Here is a 19,536-nt window from a genome sequence, read left to right on the forward strand (position 1 = left end):
ATTTTGAGCATTTGTAATAAAGATTTAAAGATTCTGAAAATTCACCAAAGGGACATGATGATAGGGGGTTTACGGCCCAATTACGATAATCAATAGCCTAATCGACGAGGCTTGGAACTTTATTTACAAAGGAGAATCATCTTGGCAGGACATGACGTTCAATATGGGAAACATCGTACCCGTCGTAGTTTTTCAAGAATTAAAGAAGTTCTTGATTTACCAAATTTGATTGAAATTCAAACTGACTCATTCAAAGCTTTCCTAGACCACGGTCTTAAGGAAGTATTTGAAGATGTATTGCCAATTTCAAACTTCACAGACACAATGGAGTTGGAATTTGTTGGCTATGAAATCAAGGAACCAAAATATACGCTAGAAGAAGCTCGTATCCATGATGCTAGCTACTCAGCACCAATTTTTGTAACCTTCCGCTTGATCAATAAAGAAACAGGCGAAATCAAGACTCAAGAAGTTTTCTTTGGTGATTTCCCAATCATGACAGAAATGGGGACTTTCATCATCAATGGTGGTGAGCGTATCATCGTATCTCAGTTGGTCCGCTCTCCAGGTGTGTACTTTAATGACAAGGTAGACAAAAATGGTAAGGTGGGGTACGGTTCGACTGTTATCCCTAACCGTGGAGCCTGGTTGGAACTTGAAAGCGACTCAAAAGATATCGCCTACACTCGTATTGATCGTACGCGTAAAATTCCATTTACAACCTTGGTTCGTGCACTTGGTTTTTCTGGTGATGATGAAATCTTTGATATCTTTGGTGATAGCGAATTGGTTCGCAATACTGTTGAAAAAGACATCCACAAGAATCCAATGGATTCTCGTACAGACGAAGCCTTGAAAGAAATTTACGAACGCCTTCGTCCAGGTGAGCCTAAGACTGCTGAAAGCTCACGTAGCTTGCTTGTAGCTCGCTTCTTTGACCCACGTCGCTATGATTTAGCAGCTGTTGGGCGCTATAAAATTAATAAAAAACTCAATATTAAAACACGTTTACTTAACCAAACGATTGCTGAGCCGTTGGTAGATGCTGAGACTGGTGAAATCTTGGTGGAAGCTGGAACTGTTATGACTCGTAATGTCATTGAGAGAATTGAAAGTCATTTGGATGGCGATTTGAACAAGATTGTTTACATTCCGAATGATGCAGCGGTAGTGACTGAACCAGTTGTTCTGCAAAAATTTAAGGTTGTTGCGCCAACTGATCCTGACCGTGTAGTTACTATCATTGGTAATGCAAATCCAGATGATAAGGTTCGTATCGTAACACCTGCAGATATTCTTGCTGAAATGAGTTACTTCCTCAACTTAGCTGAAGGAATTGGCCGTGTAGATGATATTGACCACCTTGGTAACCGTCGTATCCGTGCGGTTGGTGAATTGCTTGCCAACCAAGTACGTCTTGGACTTTCTCGTATGGAACGTAATGTCCGTGAACGTATGTCTGTTCAGGACAACGAAGTCTTGACACCACAACAAATCATTAATATCCGTCCTGTAACAGCTGCGGTTAAAGAATTCTTTGGTTCATCACAGTTGTCACAGTTCATGGACCAACACAACCCACTTTCTGAGTTGTCACACAAACGCCGTTTGTCAGCCTTAGGGCCTGGCGGTTTGACACGTGACCGCGCTGGATATGAAGTGCGTGACGTGCACTACACTCACTACGGACGTATGTGTCCAATCGAGACACCTGAAGGACCTAACATCGGTTTGATTAACAACTTGTCATCTTACGGGCACTTGAACAAATATGGTTTTGTTCAAACACCATACCGTAAAGTTGACCGTGAAACAGGTGTTGTCACGAACGAAATCGTTTGGTTGACAGCCGATGAAGAAGATGAATTTACTGTAGCACAGGCTAATTCTCGTCTGAATGAAGATGGAACATTTGCTGAGAAAGTCGTTATGGGACGTCACCAAGGGGTCAACCAAGAGTATCCGGCGAATGTTGTTGACTACATGGACGTATCACCAAAACAGGTAGTTGCCGTTGCGACAGCATGTATTCCTTTCTTGGAAAACGATGACTCCAACCGTGCCCTCATGGGAGCCAACATGCAACGTCAGGCTGTGCCATTGATTAATCCAAAAGCACCTTACGTTGGTACTGGTATGGAATACCAAGCAGCCCATGATTCGGGAGCTGCTGTGATTGCTCAGTATGACGGTAAAGTTACCTATGCAGATGCTGACAAGGTAGAAGTTCGTCGTGAAGATGGTTCATTGGACGTTTACCACATCCAAAAATTCCGTCGTTCAAACTCAGGTACGGCTTACAACCAACGTACGCTTGTTAAAGTTGGTGATGTCGTTGAAAAAGGTGATTTTATCGCTGACGGACCTTCTATGGAAAATGGAGAAATGGCGCTTGGACAAAACCCAATCGTTGCCTACATGACTTGGGAAGGTTACAACTTCGAGGATGCCGTTATCATGAGCGAACGCTTGGTTAAAGACGATGTCTATACATCTGTCCACCTTGAAGAATACGAATCAGAAACACGCGATACAAAGCTTGGGCCTGAAGAAATCACTCGCGAAATTCCAAACGTTGGTGAAGATGCCCTTAAAGATCTTGACGAAATGGGTATTATCCGTATTGGTGCTGAGGTTAAAGAAGGCGATATCCTTGTAGGTAAAGTAACACCTAAGGGTGAGAAAGACCTTTCGGCTGAAGAACGTCTCTTGCACGCTATCTTCGGGGATAAATCTCGTGAAGTGCGTGATACTTCTCTTCGTGTACCACACGGTGCCGATGGTGTTGTTCGTGATGTTAAAATCTTTACACGCGCAAATGGAGATGAGTTGCAATCAGGTGTCAACATGCTGGTTCGCGTCTACATCGCTCAAAAACGTAAAATCAAGGTCGGAGATAAGATGGCTGGACGTCACGGAAACAAAGGGGTTGTCTCTCGCATCGTTCCCGTAGAAGATATGCCTTACCTTCCAGACGGAACTCCAGTCGATATCATGTTGAACCCACTTGGGGTGCCATCACGTATGAATATCGGTCAGGTTATGGAGCTCCACCTTGGTATGGCGGCTCGTACTCTTGGTATTCACATCGCAACACCAGTCTTTGACGGAGCAAGTTCTGAAGACCTTTGGTCAACTGTTAAAGAAGCAGGTATGGATAGCGATGCTAAAACAATCCTTTACGATGGACGTACTGGTGAGCCATTTGATAACCGTGTTTCTGTCGGAGTCATGTACATGATCAAACTCCACCACATGGTTGATGATAAATTGCACGCGCGTTCTGTCGGACCTTACTCAACCGTTACCCAACAACCACTCGGAGGTAAAGCCCAGTTTGGTGGACAACGTTTCGGTGAGATGGAGGTTTGGGCTCTTGAAGCCTACGGTGCATCAAATGTCCTTCAAGAAATCTTGACTTACAAGTCTGACGATATCAACGGACGTTTGAAAGCTTATGAAGCTATTACAAAAGGAAAACCGATTCCAAAACCAGGCGTTCCAGAATCCTTCCGAGTTCTTGTAAAAGAATTGCAATCTCTTGGTCTTGACATGCGTGTTCTTGACGAAGATGATCAAGAAGTGGAACTTCGTGACTTGGATGAAGGAATGGACGAAGATGTCATCCACGTAGATGACCTTGAAAAAGCCCGCGAAAAAGCAGCACAAGAAGCTAAAGCAGCCTTTGAAGCTGAAGAAGCAAAAGCGGAAGCAACAGAAGAAGCTGCTGAACAAGAATAAGCAGTTCACTTAGAATAGAAAGGGAAGAAATAGTGGTTGATGTAAATCGTTTTAAAAGTATGCAAATTACACTAGCTTCTCCAAGTAAAGTCCGTTCATGGTCTTATGGAGAAGTCAAAAAACCTGAAACAATCAATTACCGTACCTTGAAACCAGAACGTGAAGGACTCTTTGATGAAGTTATCTTTGGTCCTACAAAAGACTGGGAATGTGCTTGTGGTAAGTACAAACGCATTCGTTACAGAGGGATTGTTTGTGACCGTTGTGGGGTTGAAGTAACGCGTACGAAAGTTCGTCGTGAGCGTATGGGGCACATCGAGTTGAAAGCTCCTGTATCTCACATCTGGTACTTCAAAGGGATTCCAAGCCGTATGGGCTTGACCCTTGATATGAGCCCTCGTGCTCTCGAGGAAGTTATCTACTTTGCGGCTTATGTGGTCATTGATCCGAAGGATACACCACTTGAGCACAAGTCTATCATGACAGAGCGCGAATACCGTGAGCGCTTGCGTGAGTATGGTTATGGTTCATTCGTTGCTAAGATGGGTGCCGAAGCCATCCAAGATCTTTTAAAACAAGTAGATCTTGAAAAAGAAATTGCTGAACTCAAAGAAGAGTTGAAAACAGCTACTGGACAAAAACGTGTCAAAGCTATCCGTCGTTTGGATGTTTTGGATGCCTTTTACAAGTCTGGAAACAAACCTGAATGGATGATTCTCAACATCCTTCCAGTTATTCCACCAGATCTTCGCCCAATGTTGCAGTTGGATGGTGGTCGTTTTGCTTCATCTGACTTGAACGACCTTTACCGCCGTGTTATCAACCGTAACAACCGTTTGGCTCGCTTGCTTGAGTTGAATGCACCAGGTATTATCGTTCAAAATGAGAAGCGTATGCTTCAAGAAGCGGTTGATGCTTTGATTGATAATGGTCGTCGTGGTCGTCCAATCACAGGACCAGGTAGTCGTCCACTAAAATCATTGAGCCACATGCTTAAAGGGAAGCAAGGACGCTTCCGTCAAAACTTGCTCGGTAAACGTGTTGACTTCTCAGGACGTTCCGTTATCGCCGTTGGTCCAACTCTTAAGATGTACCAATGTGGTGTGCCACGTGAAATGGCTATCGAGCTCTTTAAACCATTCGTTATGCGTGAAATCGTTGCGCGTGATATCGTGCAAAACGTCAAAGCAGCTAAACGCTTGGTGGAACGCGGAGATGAGCGTATCTGGGATATCCTTGAAGAAGTGATTAAAGAACACCCAGTACTTTTGAACCGCGCACCTACCCTTCACCGTTTGGGTATCCAGGCCTTCGAGCCAGTCTTGATTGATGGTAAGGCCCTTCGCTTACACCCACTTGTCTGTGAAGCCTACAATGCCGACTTTGACGGAGACCAAATGGCCATCCACGTACCGCTTTCAGAAGAAGCCCAAGCAGAAGCTCGTATCTTGATGTTGGCTGCTGAGCATATCTTGAACCCGAAAGATGGTAAACCAGTTGTTACTCCATCTCAGGACATGGTTTTGGGTAACTACTACTTGACCATGGAAGAAGCTGGTCGTGAAGGTGAAGGAATGGTCTTCAAGGACCGTGATGAAGCGGTTATGGCTTACCGTAATGGTTATGTTCACCTCCACTCACGTGTTGGTATCGCAACAGACAGCCTCAACAAGCCTTGGACAGAAGAGCAAAAACACAAGGTCTTGCTTACAACAGTTGGTAAAATCCTCTTCAATGACATCATGCCAGAGGGGCTACCATACTTGCAAGAACCAAACAATGCCAACTTGATAGAAGGCGTTCCAGCCAAATACTTCTTGCCACTTGGTGGAGATATCAAGGAAGCTATCAGCAATCTTGAACTTAACCCTCCATTCAAGAAGAAAAATCTTGGAAATATCATCGCTGAAATCTTCAAACGTTTCCGTACGACAGAAACTTCTGCTCTACTTGACCGTATGAAGAACCTTGGTTACCACCACTCAACTCTTGCAGGATTGACAGTGGGGATTGCCGATATCCCAGTCGTTGATGATAAGGCTGAAATCATTGAAGAATCACACAAACGTGTAGAACAAATCACCAAACAATTCCGTCGTGGTATGATTACAGACGACGAGCGTTACAATGCTGTTACAGCTGAATGGCGTGCTGCCCGTGAAAAACTAGAGAAACGTTTGATTGCCAACCAAGATCCTAAGAATCCAATCGTTATGATGATGGACTCTGGAGCCCGTGGTAACATCTCAAACTTCTCACAGCTTGCCGGTATGCGTGGTCTGATGGCGGCTCCGAACGGACGTATCATGGAATTGCCAATCCTTTCAAACTTCCGCGAAGGTTTGTCAGTACTCGAAATGTTCTTCTCAACTCACGGTGCTCGTAAAGGTATGACCGATACGGCCCTTAAGACAGCCGACTCAGGTTACTTGACTCGTCGTTTGGTTGACGTTGCTCAAGACGTTATCATCCGTGAGGATGACTGTGGAACTGACCGTGGTCTCTTGATCCGTTCTATTGCAGAAGGTAAAGAGATGATTGAGTCCCTCGAAGAGCGTCTAAATGGTCGTTACACTAAGAAAACAGTTAGACATCCAGAAACTGGTGAAGTTATCATCGGTCCAAATGAGTTAATCACAGAAGACAAGGCGCGTGAAATTGTCAATGCTGGTGTAGAAGAAGTTACTATCCGCTCCGTATTTACATGTAACACTCGTCACGGTGTCTGCCGTCACTGTTACGGTATCAACTTGGCGACTGGTGATGCGGTTGAAGTTGGTGAAGCAGTTGGTACAATCGCTGCCCAATCTATCGGAGAACCTGGTACACAGCTTACAATGCGTACCTTCCACACGGGTGGGGTTGCCTCAAATACCGATATCACTCAGGGTCTTCCTCGTGTCCAAGAAATCTTTGAAGCCCGCAATCCTAAAGGGGAAGCGGTTATCACAGAGGTTAAAGGGCAAGTTACTGCTATCGAAGAAGATGCATCAACTCGTACTAAGAAAGTCTTTGTTAAGGGCGAAACTGGCGAAGGCGAATATGTTGTTCCATTTACCGCTCGTATGCGTGTTGAAGTTGGTGACCAAGTAGCGCGTGGTGCTGCTCTTACAGAAGGTTCGATCCAACCAAAACGTCTCCTTGCAGTTCGTGATGTCTTATCAGTTGAAACTTATCTTCTTGGTGAAGTACAAAAAGTTTACCGTAGCCAAGGGGTAGAAATCGGTGACAAACACATCGAGGTAATGGTTCGTCAAATGATTCGTAAAGTACGTGTCATGGATCCAGGTGACACAGACCTTCTCATGGGTACCCTCATGGATATCAATGACTTTACAGATGCTAACAAAGATGTCCTTATCGCAGGTGGAGTTCCAGCGACAGGTCGCCCAGTCCTTATGGGAATTACCAAAGCCTCACTTGAAACAAACAGTTTCTTGTCAGCGGCTTCCTTCCAGGAAACAACTCGTGTCCTTACTGATGCGGCTATCCGTGGTAAGAAAGATCATCTCCTTGGACTTAAAGAGAATGTTATCATCGGTAAAATCATCCCAGCAGGTACTGGTATGGCACGATATCGTAACCTTGAACCACATGCTATCAACGAAGAAGAATACCTTAATCCTCCAGTAGAGGAAGAAGGAAACGAAGAAACAACAGAAGTAGTTGTGGATACTGCCGTTGAAATTGTGGAAGAAACAGTAGAATAAAAGAGAATGAGAGAGCCTTCGGGTTCTCTTTCTCTTTTCTGAAAACTTTCTCCATTTTTCCATGAAATGTGGTAAAATAATACTCAATGAAAATCAAAGAGCAAACTAGGAAACTAGCCGCAGGTTGCTCAAAGCACTGCTTTGAGGTTGTAGATAGAACTGACGAAGTCAGCTCAAAACACCGTTTTGAGGTTGTAGATAGAACTGACGAAGTCAGCTCAAAACACCGTTTTGAGGTTGCAGATAGAACTGACGAAGTCAGTAACTATACATACGGCAAGGCGAAGTTGACGTGGTTTAAAGAGATTTTCGAAGAGTATAAAAGAAAGAAGCTGACAAAGGAGACGAGGATGGAACAAACATTTTTTATCATTAAACCAGACGGTGTAAAAAGAGGACTAGTGGGTGAAGTGTTAAAACGCATCGAACAACGTGGGTTTACAATAGAAAAATTGGAGTTGCGTTCACAGGTTTCAGAAGAGCTAATTGACCAGCACTATCAGGACTTGGTTGGTCAGAGTTTTTACCCACCGATTCGTGAATTTATGACTTCAGGACCAATCCTTGTAGGTATCATTTCTGGTCCCAAAGTAATCGAAACTTGGCGGACCATGATGGGAGCAACTCGTCCAGAAGAAGCTTTACCAGGAACTATTCGAGGTGATTTTGCAAAAGCTGCTGGTAAAAACCAAGCTATTCAAAATGTTGTACATGGTTCAGATTCAGAAGAGTCAGCTAAGCGAGAAATTGCTCTTTGGTTTTAAGAGTGGATTGGCTCAATCAATTGGTTAAAAGCTCATTTGCATAGAAAGTATAGTCAATTAGTTTAAGACATGACGCATGATATCAAACTTTTTAGTTTTTGATATGGTGCGTTTTTTGATTAAGTGACTATTAGTTCGTCTCGCTCCGTTAGGTGCGAGACAAAAAAACACCCGCTATGCGGGTGCGCGTCGAAGGTTATACCAAAAAAACTCCAAACGCGATACAATAAAGGTGTTCAAGCCAATTGTAAAGCGAAAGGAGAAAAATATGGCACAAAAGGTTCTTTTGTCCTGTTCTTGTTTCAATTGACTATATTTCTATATTTATTCTTCCTTTCTCTGTGAAAATCGCAAGTTTTTCCCACCTTTTCTCAATACTGAAACAACATCTTTCCAGAACTTCAATAATTTCTTTTTGTGTTAAATCATTATTTAACTAAATCTTTGGAGGTAATACGTTTTCAAAGCTACTTTTTACCATAGATTTTGAGCCTTCAACACAGATTACTAAGCCAAAAATGCTCTAAATTTTTGAAATTCTAACAAAGCCTACTCAACTTCATAATCATCTTTGACTTTCACAATATCTTCCTCAAAATAACATGAAATAAATATAGTTTTCTTTTGAAACGGTTGTAGGAGGAAAATCTCTCCTACACTATTATTGATTCTGAGAGAAAATTGCAAAATATCATCTACCAAACTTTCAATTATTAAGATTTTTTGCAGTTTATCTAAATTAGAATCGCAAGGCTTCTCAATAATATAATTGTCGAATTTTTTCAATCTAACTTTCTCTCCACTATTTCTTCCTTTATCAAGAAAAAGTTACCTCAATATTAATAAAGTACAATTCTAAATTAACTCCAATTATTGATTCATGATAATATTTCAGTAACTCATCGTGCAATTAAAAACAAGGATTTTTATTTCAGACGATCCATCGTGAACACTTCATCAGCCATCTCCCAAATTGCCGGATTATGTGTTGCGATAATGATTAGCCTATTATCATCTCGAAGAGATAGCAAAATCTCCATAATCAACTGAGAGGTTGCTGGGTCTATTGAAGCTGTTGGCTCATCTGCCAGAATAAAGGGTGGATTCTTTAAGATAACTTTTGCCAAGGCAACCCGTTGCGATTCTCCGCCCGATAACTCAAAGATGCGCTTATCTAGGTCAAGATAATCCAGGCCGACCTGTTCTAAAGCCTGCTTCTGTCTCAACCGCCGTTCCGCCCGACTCAACTTTTGACCAATGAGACCTAGCTTAAGGTTTTCTTCAATACTTTGGTTTTCAATTAAGCCAAAGTTCTGGAAGAGGTAGCCCAATTCGTGACGGAAAAAATCACTCGATTTATAATTGGCCAAGTCTTTACCTCGGTAAAAAATCGTCCCATCATAAGATTCTAATTTCCCAATCATGTTCATCAAGGTTGTTTTTCCGCTACCACTTGAACCAATTAAGGCATAGACTTTTCCAGCCTCAAATGTCATTGAAAGATTCGAAAATAACTCTCGTTCTCCAAAAGATTTACTCACCTGTTTAAGTTCAATCATATTAACCTCCCTTCAAAACAAGCATGGACATCTTGTTTTCTTTCTGCATTTGGACATGTAACTGTAAAAGAGATAGACCAGTAAAGAGTAACGAGACTAAGAAAGCAACTACTATCTCTACCATAAGAAATACACTCGCAACAAATCCCAGTAAAAACACACCCAGTTGAGCAAAGAGATAAGTGCGATGGATTTCTAAGAACCTGAGACCTGCAATGCGTTTGATAAAAATGGCACGTCTAAATTCTTCAAAGTAGAGCCTATTCATAGTGTTAAACAACAAGATTGAAGTTGCAATCCCAAGCACAGCTCCTGCTAGCATTACCCAACGTTCCCTCTGGATATTATCCAATAATGTGATGTAGTTGTGGTAACCTGTTTGCATTTCTGAGACCCAATTTTCAATGCCTTGTCTCTGGATAAGCTCCTGGGCATCAGACAATTGATTAAAGAGAACGTAGTTCTGTACTGCGTCTACCCAAAACAAAATGGACTGTGGACCAGTTGATTGGGGTGTTATAACAATGATGATTGGATCTTTCAAAAACTGCTGGTAAGAAATAGGGGTCGTATTATACACAAAACGATCCTGACCTGATTCCAAATAACCTACCGTAGCAGTCATTTGCTGTCGTTCATCTCGACTAGACATGCGACTGGTTAAGTCGTCTTCAAAAACAGATTTATAATGTTCTTCCTCTGAACGGAGGTGTTCAGGTAGCAATAAGACAAACTCCCCTACATCAAGGTGATTCATCTTTTGCTTAATAGTTGTATCTACAGGAATGTTTTGACGCTCCAAGTATTGCGGTGTGACGATAAGGACATTGCCATTCGGGTTGTAATCGTGCCATTCTGTAGAGGTTATAAAGTTTTTGGAGGAAGCTATGCCATTTTGCAAAGTACGGTCAATTAACTGGTGTCTAGATAAGAAAGCCTTTTGTTCTGAAACAGCCAGATCCATCAATTGATACCAAGTTCTGAGTTTCCTTTGAGCTTGTTCATCAAAACCAGGACTCGTTCCTTCACGGCTGATTGATAGGGTAATCAGTTGCCTTTCCTGGCTCCAAACCTCTTGTCCAATCCGATGCTGTTGCCAGGCTTGGGAATACTTTAAGCTACTCCCTATTCCCAGCGTTACAATAATAATCGCTAATAGTTGACCGATTAAAATCAAACTAATGATTCCTCTGACAGGCACTTGCCCTTTTATAATCTGCATCAGGTGTATCTTTTTTATCCCAACTGCGAAGAGTTGAGCGAAAAACAGGGAGATCGACAACAAGATGAGATTATAACTGAGCAAGCCTTCTCCTATGGTCATTAGGGATTGCGTTGGAAGCGACAGAATTTTTTGCATAAGAATGGCGAGTACGCCAGCTAAACTGAAACCAACAGCTATCCCTTTCAAATCCTCACCAACTGGTCTAAGGAAAATGGACCACCGTTTCTCTCCTGAAATGAGGCGAATGCCCGACGACCGTAATTGGCTAATTTGACTAATTAAAGTCAGTGCTACAAAGGTTAAGATGAAAATCAATAGACTGATTAACTGAAATCCGTTACTAAAGATAGCCATTAACGTAGATAGTTTAGATGGAATTGTCAGGTGCATGTTAGTCAAGCCAAGTTGACTTAGCTCCTCCCTTAGCAAGTGAATATCTAGGTTTCCATCGAATACAAAATAATTTGTTTCAACACTACTACTTTGAGCATCTTCTAGATTTTTTTCCTGAAGCCCATCAGGCAACTTTCCGTTCCCAAAGGTCGTATAAGAAAAAACTGTAGTACCTTCTGAGTTAGTATCCTGGTGTTGAATCGCAATAAAGCTATCCGTTTCTTCTGCTAGTTTTTCCAAGCGTGTAGCAACATGCTGAAAAGTTGTTTCAGGGGAAGAATCACGTACAACAACGTTGGGGTAATAATAGGAGACATATGTATCAGTCCAAATGGTAAATACCCAAACAAAGAACAAACTAGCAAGCAGGTTGGATATGAGTATAAATAATTTTTTCATAGTGCATTCCTTATTCTAAAACAGAGGGCAGAAATACCCCTGCCCTCTATAAACTAACAAGCTTACTAAACTATTGATAGAAGTAACCGTATCAAGTGCTAATAATGGTTGAGTTAATTTACAAGAACCGACTCCAGTGAAATGATCCTATCACATTGCCGTGCTTGCTCCATATTATGCGTAACAACCAAAATTGTTTTACCAAATTGATCTCTCAAAGTTTGAATCAAATCGAAAGCTTTTTGAGACATTTCAGGATCTAACGATCCGGTTGGTTCATCTGCTAGGACAATATCTCCGGGCTTTAAAATAGCTCTCACAATCGCAATTCTCTGCTGTTCACCTCCCGATAATTCATTGATTTTACTATTTAACCGATTTTGTAGACCAACAAATTCTAGCGTTTCCTTGATTCTCTGCTCTTTCTCCTGTCTAGAGAAATTCGAAAAAGTCATGGCAAGCATCAGGTTATCTTTCACACTAGATGTAGAAATGAGTGCATTGGATTGAAAAAGATAGTTGATGACATTCCTTCGATAATGAACTGCTGATTGCGAATTTACCTTAGGCAAAACTTTTCCGTTGATTAGGATTTTACCACTGTTAACAGTATCCAATAGTCCAATCATATTGAGAATAGTCGATTTTCCAGAACCAGAAGGTCCTACTAAAGCTACAAATTCATTTTCCTCAATATCAAAGCTTAAGTCTTTGAAAATTTCTCTTGAACCAAATTGTTTTGATACATTTTGTACTGAAATTCTAGACATGAGATTACTCCTTAAATGATTGTATGATACTCTCTCCTTCTTTACGGAACAAACTGAAGTAAAGAAGCATTATCTGAAAAGCAAATGTAGCTAGTGTCATGACTATTCCCAACTTAGAACCCAACAAGATAGAAACGATTAGTTCCATCACAGAAAAACTAATAATGAGAGAAAGCACACCAATATATCTTTTCCATGGTGAGAATCCCATAAAGTATTGAACATACAATTTTTCTTCAAATAACAAGCGGTACATTAAGACAAAACTCCAGAAAATAGCCATCATCGTAATGATGATAATCGCTATGATCGTGCCGAAAAGATAAAATGTATAACTCAGATCTTTTTGAAGACCATTGATAAAGTTCTTGACAGTTGTAAAACTCAACCAATTATCCGTTAAATCTGGAAACTCTGTTTCTAGAACGGACACTACCTGTTCCATCGTTTCCCTATCACGAATCTTCAAAAGACCATTATAGCCACTGACAACTAAGTTTGCTGACTCCATGAAATATAAATTCTCTGGTGTTGAGACAAAAATAACTGGATTCTCACTAGTTGTACCATAAGAAATGGAATCTGACCAAGTAAATATTGGTCGAGACGGTTGGTAAACCTTGAACATAAATTTCTGATTTTCTGTGAAATTAGTTTGTAAATCTCCCGGTTTTACAGTGACACTTTCCTGTAAATACGCCTTCATCACCTCAAGTTCTTCTGTATTGAGCGTGTTAGGTAGAAGATAAAGTCGAGTACCATTCCTCATTTCTAGCAACTCTTCATCACTTAGGGGAATACCTAGGTCTTGCAGGTAATTATAGGAGAATTTCAAATACCAAAATGGTTTTTTAGGGACATGCTGGTATGTCCCATAGACTGCATCAAGGGACTCCTGATTAAGAAATTTTCCCTGGGCAATATAGACACCTGGAAGCTCAGATATACGCTGGTAAAAGTTATACATAGTATGCTCAAGGGAATTTGTAGTTCCTGCATATGTACCTACATCATCTCCCTCAACAAAACTGGATATAACGTACATATCTTCAACATTCTTCCACTCCCTAGATACTTTCATATTATCAATAAACTGATTCATTGGAGCATCTAAAGAGTAACTGACTGCGATTAACAAACCAGCTACCAAGGTATAGAATAACAAGCAGGTTACCATTAAAGGCTTCATTGGTAATCGTTTATGAATTGCGGCTAATGGAGAAACCGAATAAACAATAATCGTTGGAATAATGAATATCAATAGTAGCAACAAGACTGAGAGGCTGACTCCAGCAAAAACTAGAATAAACGATGATAAACCAAAACTAGACCAGCCTGACAACAACCAACTACATAAAGAGATAATTGGAATAATGTAGATTGAAAATAGTAGAGAATTTTTGAAAAAAGCAGACCATAATTCTTTTCTATCCCATCCTAAAAGAATCAATGTTCCGAAATGTTTAAAGGATTGAAGAACACAGATTAAGAATAGAATCAGTAAAATGAAGGCATTTACTAAGATGCTGATAGCAAGTATTATTCCCCAAATTCCCTGATCAGTACTACTTCCAAAACTTTCTTTTGTCAAATCCTCAACAGAAATACCTGACACCTTTGAAAGATGCAACAGAAAGTTATCTCTTGAGACAGCATCGTGGAGACCATTGATATGGTATATCCCATTAATCGTATTAGTGTTTTGGAAAGTATAATCTAATCGTTCAATGACTACAGGTGTGCTAAATAATAAATCTGGAAGCTCGTAAAGCATATTATTTGAGCCTTTGTCAAGTCCAATAGTCATACTATTATCACTATGAGATAATAAATCTGCAAATTGTTGTTGTGAGACAACTATTTTACCCGTACTTTCAAAATCTGAAAAACCAGCAGAACTACCAAGGATGTCTATATAAATCCTATTTAGACCTTCTCCTGTATCACTACTTTCAGAACGTTTTGTCCATATGGACAAGTCACTCTGTTCTAAAAAATAATTAAATACATCTTGTGATTGCTCTTCTGTTAACTTCTGAAGATAAACTGTTACGGTCCCGGAATGATGATTATAACTCTGCCATGACTGTTGATACTGTAAACCTGCTAAAAAAATTGCTACCAGAGCAAGTAAGACACTCTGGATGGTAATCAAAAACAGGATTAAGTATCTCATTTTACCTAATAATATGTTTTTGTATGTCATAGGTACTTACCTACAATTCCAGTAACATTCAGCTGTACCAGTTCCGATGAATTTAGAAACACGTGCTTCTACTCCAGGGGATTGCCAGCCTGAGAATGCCCCGTTAGCAGATGCTGAGTGTTCGTAAACACCAGACTGAACATTTGAATAGCTCCAAAGACCAGCAGTACGACCATAATCCCAATAAACTGCAGTACCTTTATACCAAACTGTTGTAGCTGAAACAATCGAACCACCTGCACCAGCTAAAGTCAGTGTAAGTAAAGATGTTGTAATTATTTTTTTTATGCTTTTCTTCATTGTAAAGCCCTCACTTCTTTCACTTAAAATCTAACAATAACAACGACCGCCTTTAGAAGTATCAACAAATCAAACCCTACTACATTCGAATCACTTCTTTCTAATTAAAAGTTAGATAAAACAGAAATACTATATAGTTAATAGTATTTTCATCATTTAATCAGCCTTCCCAACATCAAGACCATTGGACTTCTTTTGTGATTGGACTCGAATCTCCAATAGTTTATTCTTCTTAATAAACTATTGGTAAGGAATTGTATTACTAAACATAAAACACCTAGTAATGCTAATATAGCTAATTTTTGAATTCCACGATTTTTCTTCATTCGTGAAACCCTTTTCTTTTTTATTATCCTTATTTTAACAGATATATTTTATTTAGCCAAGCATTTTTATGTAATTTTTGACTTTTTTTCCAGTTTATTACCATAAGGAATTATTTATTCCTTTAACTTGCTATTTTGAACTAAAAATTTTATAATGAAATTAAGCAAATAGGAAGGTTTATTATCTTTAATGAATACACTCGCAGAGAAATTCAGATTGAAAAGAAAAGAGTTGAGACTCTCCCAACAAACTCTTGCAGAAGGAATTTGTGAACAAAGTCAGATTAGTAAAATTGAGAGAGGGCATTTCATTCCCTCCGCAGACCTTTTGTTCAAACTCTCACAACGACTTGAAGTACCATTAGATTATTTTTTCAATGAACAAATTGAAATTAAATCTAACCTCTCTAATTTCAAGCAATTATCTGCTCGACTATTAGATGACAGAAATTATGACAATTTGGAATATATTTATAGAATAGAGATTGAACGAAGTACTTTTCTAACACTAGAAGACCGAACTTACCTTGAATGGATTAAAGCTATTATTGACTTCTATCAATATGACAGTAAGTGTGAGGCTATTTCTTCATTGGAAAATATATTATTAAAAGTCTCCTCAAATACTCTGATTTATTTAAAGGCATTGAATACTCTATCTAATTTCTATTCCTTAGTGGGTCGTGAAGAAGATTATGAAGCAAACTACTCTCATTTGATGGAGTTATATCAGACAAAAAATTTTGAGCATCAAGAGTTTTTATTTGGCTACATCAGAGTTCGTTACAACTACGCTCACTACCTAGTGTCAAAGGAAAAATATAACGAAGCCATCCAAGAAGCTCTTGAGACGATTGAACTCTGTAAACAAAGACAGACAAGCTACCAACTGGCTCCTCTACTTATTCTTGTAGGAAATGCTGGAGCCAAATTTCTAGACAAAGAACAAGTCAAAAATTATTATATAGAAGCAAAAGAGTTATGTAAGATTTATAACAATCCTTTAATGTTGATGAAGATAGAAAATTATTTGAAGGAATTAGATACTGTTTAGTTAATCTTGACATTATAGTTTTTCTGAAACGTTAAATAACCTGTAAGGCTGATAGTGAAATTAATACTATCAGCCTTATTTCAAATTTATATTCTTCCAAAATCTCTTCAAACCACGTCAGCTCTATCTGCAACCTCAAAACAGTGTTTTGAGCAACCTGTGGTTAGCATCCTAGTTTGCTCTTTGATTTTCATTGAGTATTAGTCTCTCATGTTTGTTTAGCGTCTTAAAGAGACATTTGAGAAGATTGGAAACAGTTCCCTCTTTTCTCCGAGTATAATGATTGGTAGGAAGGGAGAGAAAAGATGAAATCAATGAGAATCTTATTTTTGTTAGCTTTAATTCAAATCAGTTTGAGTAGCTGTTTCCTATGGAAAGAATGCATCTTGTCCTTTAAACAAAGTACAGCTTTTTTTATCGGAAGTATGGTATTCGTTTCGGGAATCTGTGCTGGAGTAAATTATCTTTATACCCGTAAGCAAGAAGTTCATAGTGTCCTAGCCAGTAAGAAGTCAGTGAAGCTTTTTTACAGTATCCTGCTCTTAATTAATTTGTTAGGAGCTGTTCTTGTCCTGTCAGATAACTTGTTCATCAAAAATACGTTGCAGCAAGAATTAGTTGATTTTTTATTGCCATCCTTCTTTTTCCTATTTGGACTAGATTTGCTGATTTTTTTACCCTTGAAAAAATACATGCGCGATTTGCTTGCTATGCTAGACAGAAAAAAGACAGTGTTGGTGACTATTTTAGCAACACTTCTCTTCTTAAGAAATCCAATGACCATTGTCTCTCTTTTGATTTATATTGGACTGGGTTTGTTTTTTGCAGCCTATCTTGTCCCAAATTCGGTCAAGAAGGAAGTTTCCTTTTATGGTCATATTTTCCGAGATCTTGTATTGGTCATTGCTACGCTCATTTTCTTTTAGAGAAAGCTTGTTTTTATGGATGTTATAATGATAAGTTTAGCAGGAAAATAGACACAAAAGAAAAGTTTTTGGTATAATAAGAGTATGTACACAAAAAATGAAGAAGAGCTACAGTTCTTAGGGGAGCGTTTGGGTCATCTATTAGAAAAGAATGATGTTTTAATCTTAACTGGAGAACTGGGCGCAGGTAAAACGACCTTTACTAAAGGACTTGCTAAAGGTTTACAGATTTCTCAAATGATTAAAAGTCCAACCTACACTATCGTAAGAGAGTATGAAGGTCGTCTTCCGCTTTACCACCTAGATGTTTATCGTATAGAGGGGGATGCTGATTCTATTGATTTAGATGAATTTCTCTTTGGTGGTGGAGTGACTATTATTGAGTGGGGGCATCTTTTAGGTGATGCCTTACCAGATACTTATTTAGAATTGGAAATTCTAAAAGAAGAAGATGGTCGAAGATTACATTTTCGAGCAAAGGGGTTGCGTGCAGAAGAACTCTTAGAGGAGCTTCAACATGGAGTATGAATTGCTCATTAGGGAAGCAGAAGCTGAAGATGCGGCTGAATTAGTAGCCTTTTTAAATCGTGTGAGTTTGGAGACAGATTTTACCAGTCTGGACGGGGAAGGTATTCTATTGACAGATATTGAGATGGAGTTGTTTTTGGATAAACAGGCTCACTCAGAAAATCAAATCACTTTACTTGCCTTACTGAATGATGAAATTGCTGGTCTTGTAAACATCACAGCTGATCAACGTAAGAGAGTTCGTCATATTGGAGATCTCTTTATTGTGATTGGTAAGAAATATTGGAATAATGGCTTGGGAAGTTTCTTGCTTGAAGAAGTCGTAGAATGGGCGCAGGCTAGTGGCATTCTTCGTAGGCTTCAATTAACTGTTCAAACTCGTAATCAAGCTGCAGTTCATCTATATCAAAAATATGGTTTTGTGATTGAAGGTAGACAAGAGCGCGGAGCTTACATAGAAGAAGGGGACTTTATTGATGTTTATCTTATGGGTAGACTGATAGATTAGTAGAAATATGATTAAAAAAATTATTGGAATGGTGCTAGCTTTTTTAGCAGTTACAGCTTTAGGTATTGGTGTCTTTGCTTATACCATTTACCAGCAAGGAACGGATGCCTTGTCAAAAACCTATAAAAAAATTGGGGAAGAAACAAATGTGATTGAGGCTACTGAGCCATTGACGATTCTTTTGATGGGAGTGGATACAGGGAATGTTGAACGGACTGATCCTTGGGAAGGCAATAGTGATTCAATGATATTGTTAACCGTTAATCCACGTACAAAGAAAACAACTATGCTAAGTTTAGAACGTGATATTTTAACGAAGATCCAGCAAAATGATGGTAGTGTTTACGAAGCGAAACTGAATGCTGCCTATGCTGGTGGTGGGGCTGAATTAGCTATTTCGACCATTCAAAAAATGATGAATATCCATATAGATCGTTATGTGATGGTTAATATGCAAGGACTTCAACAACTAGTGGATGCAGTTGGGGGTATTACTGTTAATAATACCTTGGGCTTCCCAATTTCAATTAGTGATCAAGAGGAGTTTAATAAAATTTCAATAGGTGTTGGTGAACAAACTCTAAATGGAGAAGAAGCCCTTGTTTATTCACGGATGCGTTATCAAGATCCAGAAGGAGATTATGGTCGTCAAAAAAGACAACGGGAAGTCATTCAAAAAGTTGTCGAAAAAGTGCTCAGTTTGAATAGTGTTAGTCATTATCAATCAATCTTAAAAGCATTAAGTACGAATATGCAGACCAATATTGACTTGTCTTCTAATAGTATTCCAAGCTTATTGGGTTACAGAGATTCATTTAAAACAATAGAAACGCACCAATTACAAGGTGAAGATGCTAATTTACAAGGAATATCCTATCAAATAGTAACTGCTAGTCACTTGTTAGAAATTCAGAATTTATTGAGAACCTCACTTGATAAACCTAAGGTGACAGAGTTAGAAACCAATGCTATTTTATACGAGAAACTATTTGGGAACCAAAATGGTATTGGTTTAGGGCCGGTGATAGGGACAGTAACAGAAACAGTAACGGAAACAGTAACGGAAACTATTCCTAACACTATCAATCAAGAAAATATAGAATAATTTATTTTATAGTTAAATCGTG

The 19,536-nt window shown here is 39.3% G+C and carries 13 protein-coding genes and 2 pseudogenes; 8 read left to right on the forward strand and 7 right to left on the reverse strand.

The window, feature by feature from the left end; genetic code table 11:
• Positions 1 to 141: 141 nt before the first annotated feature.
• The 3 genes from rpoB to ndk all read left to right on the forward strand — a co-directional run bounded on the left by rpoB (position 142) and on the right by ndk (position 8,215).
• Complete coding sequence (rpoB, locus tag QZ114_RS03035; RefSeq protein ID WP_295499589.1) at positions 142 to 3,741, forward strand: DNA-directed RNA polymerase subunit beta; 3,600 nt, start codon at positions 142 to 144, stop codon at positions 3,739 to 3,741.
• A gap of 32 nt (positions 3,742 to 3,773) precedes the next feature.
• Positions 3,774 to 7,451 carry a DNA-directed RNA polymerase subunit beta' gene (rpoC, locus tag QZ114_RS03040; protein WP_295499591.1) on the forward strand — a complete coding sequence of 1,226 codons (3,678 nt, stop codon included), beginning with the start codon at positions 3,774 to 3,776 and terminating at the stop codon, positions 7,449 to 7,451.
• A gap of 350 nt (positions 7,452 to 7,801) precedes the next feature.
• Complete coding sequence (gene ndk, locus QZ114_RS03045) at positions 7,802 to 8,215, forward strand: nucleoside-diphosphate kinase (RefSeq protein WP_295500255.1); 414 nt, start codon at positions 7,802 to 7,804, stop codon at positions 8,213 to 8,215.
• Positions 8,216 to 8,842: 627 nt separating this feature from the next.
• Here ndk and QZ114_RS03050 read toward each other — a convergent pair.
• From QZ114_RS03050 to QZ114_RS03080, 7 genes and pseudogenes are all read right to left on the reverse strand, one after another.
• Positions 8,843 to 9,001: pseudogene (locus tag QZ114_RS03050) on the reverse strand (competence protein ComA); the annotation flags it as partial.
• Between the two features lie 140 nt (positions 9,002 to 9,141).
• Positions 9,142 to 9,774: an ABC transporter ATP-binding protein gene (locus QZ114_RS03055; RefSeq protein WP_000571431.1), complete on the reverse strand. Its 633-nt coding sequence runs from the start codon at positions 9,772 to 9,774 to the stop codon at positions 9,142 to 9,144.
• A gap of 1 nt (position 9,775) precedes the next feature.
• Positions 9,776 to 11,791: a bacteriocin-associated integral membrane family protein gene (locus QZ114_RS03060; RefSeq protein WP_295499594.1), complete on the reverse strand. Its 2,016-nt coding sequence runs from the start codon at positions 11,789 to 11,791 to the stop codon at positions 9,776 to 9,778.
• Between the two features lie 113 nt (positions 11,792 to 11,904).
• Entirely contained in the window at positions 11,905 to 12,561 is a 657-nt protein-coding gene (locus QZ114_RS03065) for an ATP-binding cassette domain-containing protein (protein ID WP_295499596.1), read from the reverse strand.
• 4 nt (positions 12,562 to 12,565) lie between these two features.
• A complete protein-coding gene (locus tag QZ114_RS03070; protein ID WP_295499598.1) occupies positions 12,566 to 14,737 on the reverse strand; it encodes an ABC transporter permease in 2,172 nt (723 codons plus the stop codon).
• A gap of 36 nt (positions 14,738 to 14,773) precedes the next feature.
• Positions 14,774 to 15,067 (reverse strand): hypothetical protein, encoded by a 294-nt coding sequence (locus QZ114_RS03075; RefSeq protein ID WP_261274920.1) that lies wholly within the window; start codon positions 15,065 to 15,067, stop codon positions 14,774 to 14,776.
• Positions 15,068 to 15,223: 156 nt separating this feature from the next.
• A pseudogene (locus QZ114_RS03080) lies at positions 15,224 to 15,393 on the reverse strand (PhrA family quorum-sensing system peptide).
• A 190-nt stretch (positions 15,394 to 15,583) separates the two neighbouring features.
• On the opposite strand from QZ114_RS03080, the gene QZ114_RS03085 reads away from it, so the two are divergent.
• The 5 genes from QZ114_RS03085 to QZ114_RS03105 all read left to right on the forward strand — a co-directional run bounded on the left by QZ114_RS03085 (position 15,584) and on the right by QZ114_RS03105 (position 19,514).
• A complete protein-coding gene (locus QZ114_RS03085; protein WP_050389815.1) occupies positions 15,584 to 16,447 on the forward strand; it encodes a helix-turn-helix domain-containing protein in 864 nt (287 codons plus the stop codon).
• 305 nt (positions 16,448 to 16,752) lie between these two features.
• Positions 16,753 to 17,373: a hypothetical protein gene (locus tag QZ114_RS03090; RefSeq protein ID WP_050222261.1), complete on the forward strand. Its 621-nt coding sequence runs from the start codon at positions 16,753 to 16,755 to the stop codon at positions 17,371 to 17,373.
• Between the two features lie 84 nt (positions 17,374 to 17,457).
• Entirely contained in the window at positions 17,458 to 17,901 is a 444-nt protein-coding gene (gene tsaE / locus QZ114_RS03095) for a tRNA (adenosine(37)-N6)-threonylcarbamoyltransferase complex ATPase subunit type 1 TsaE (protein ID WP_295499604.1), read from the forward strand.
• A complete protein-coding gene (locus QZ114_RS03100; RefSeq protein WP_295499606.1) occupies positions 17,891 to 18,409 on the forward strand; it encodes a GNAT family N-acetyltransferase in 519 nt (172 codons plus the stop codon). Before tsaE ends, QZ114_RS03100 begins: the two co-directional genes overlap by 11 nt.
• Positions 18,410 to 18,416: 7 nt before the next feature.
• On the forward strand, positions 18,417 to 19,514 hold the full coding sequence (locus QZ114_RS03105) for a biofilm formation/cell division transcriptional regulator BrpA (RefSeq protein ID WP_295499608.1): 1,098 nt from the start codon (positions 18,417 to 18,419) through the stop codon (positions 19,512 to 19,514).
• Positions 19,515 to 19,536 lie beyond the last annotated feature (22 nt).

The organism is uncultured Streptococcus sp. (genome assembly GCF_901875575.1).
Taxonomy (GTDB): Bacteria; Bacillota; Bacilli; order Lactobacillales; family Streptococcaceae; genus Streptococcus.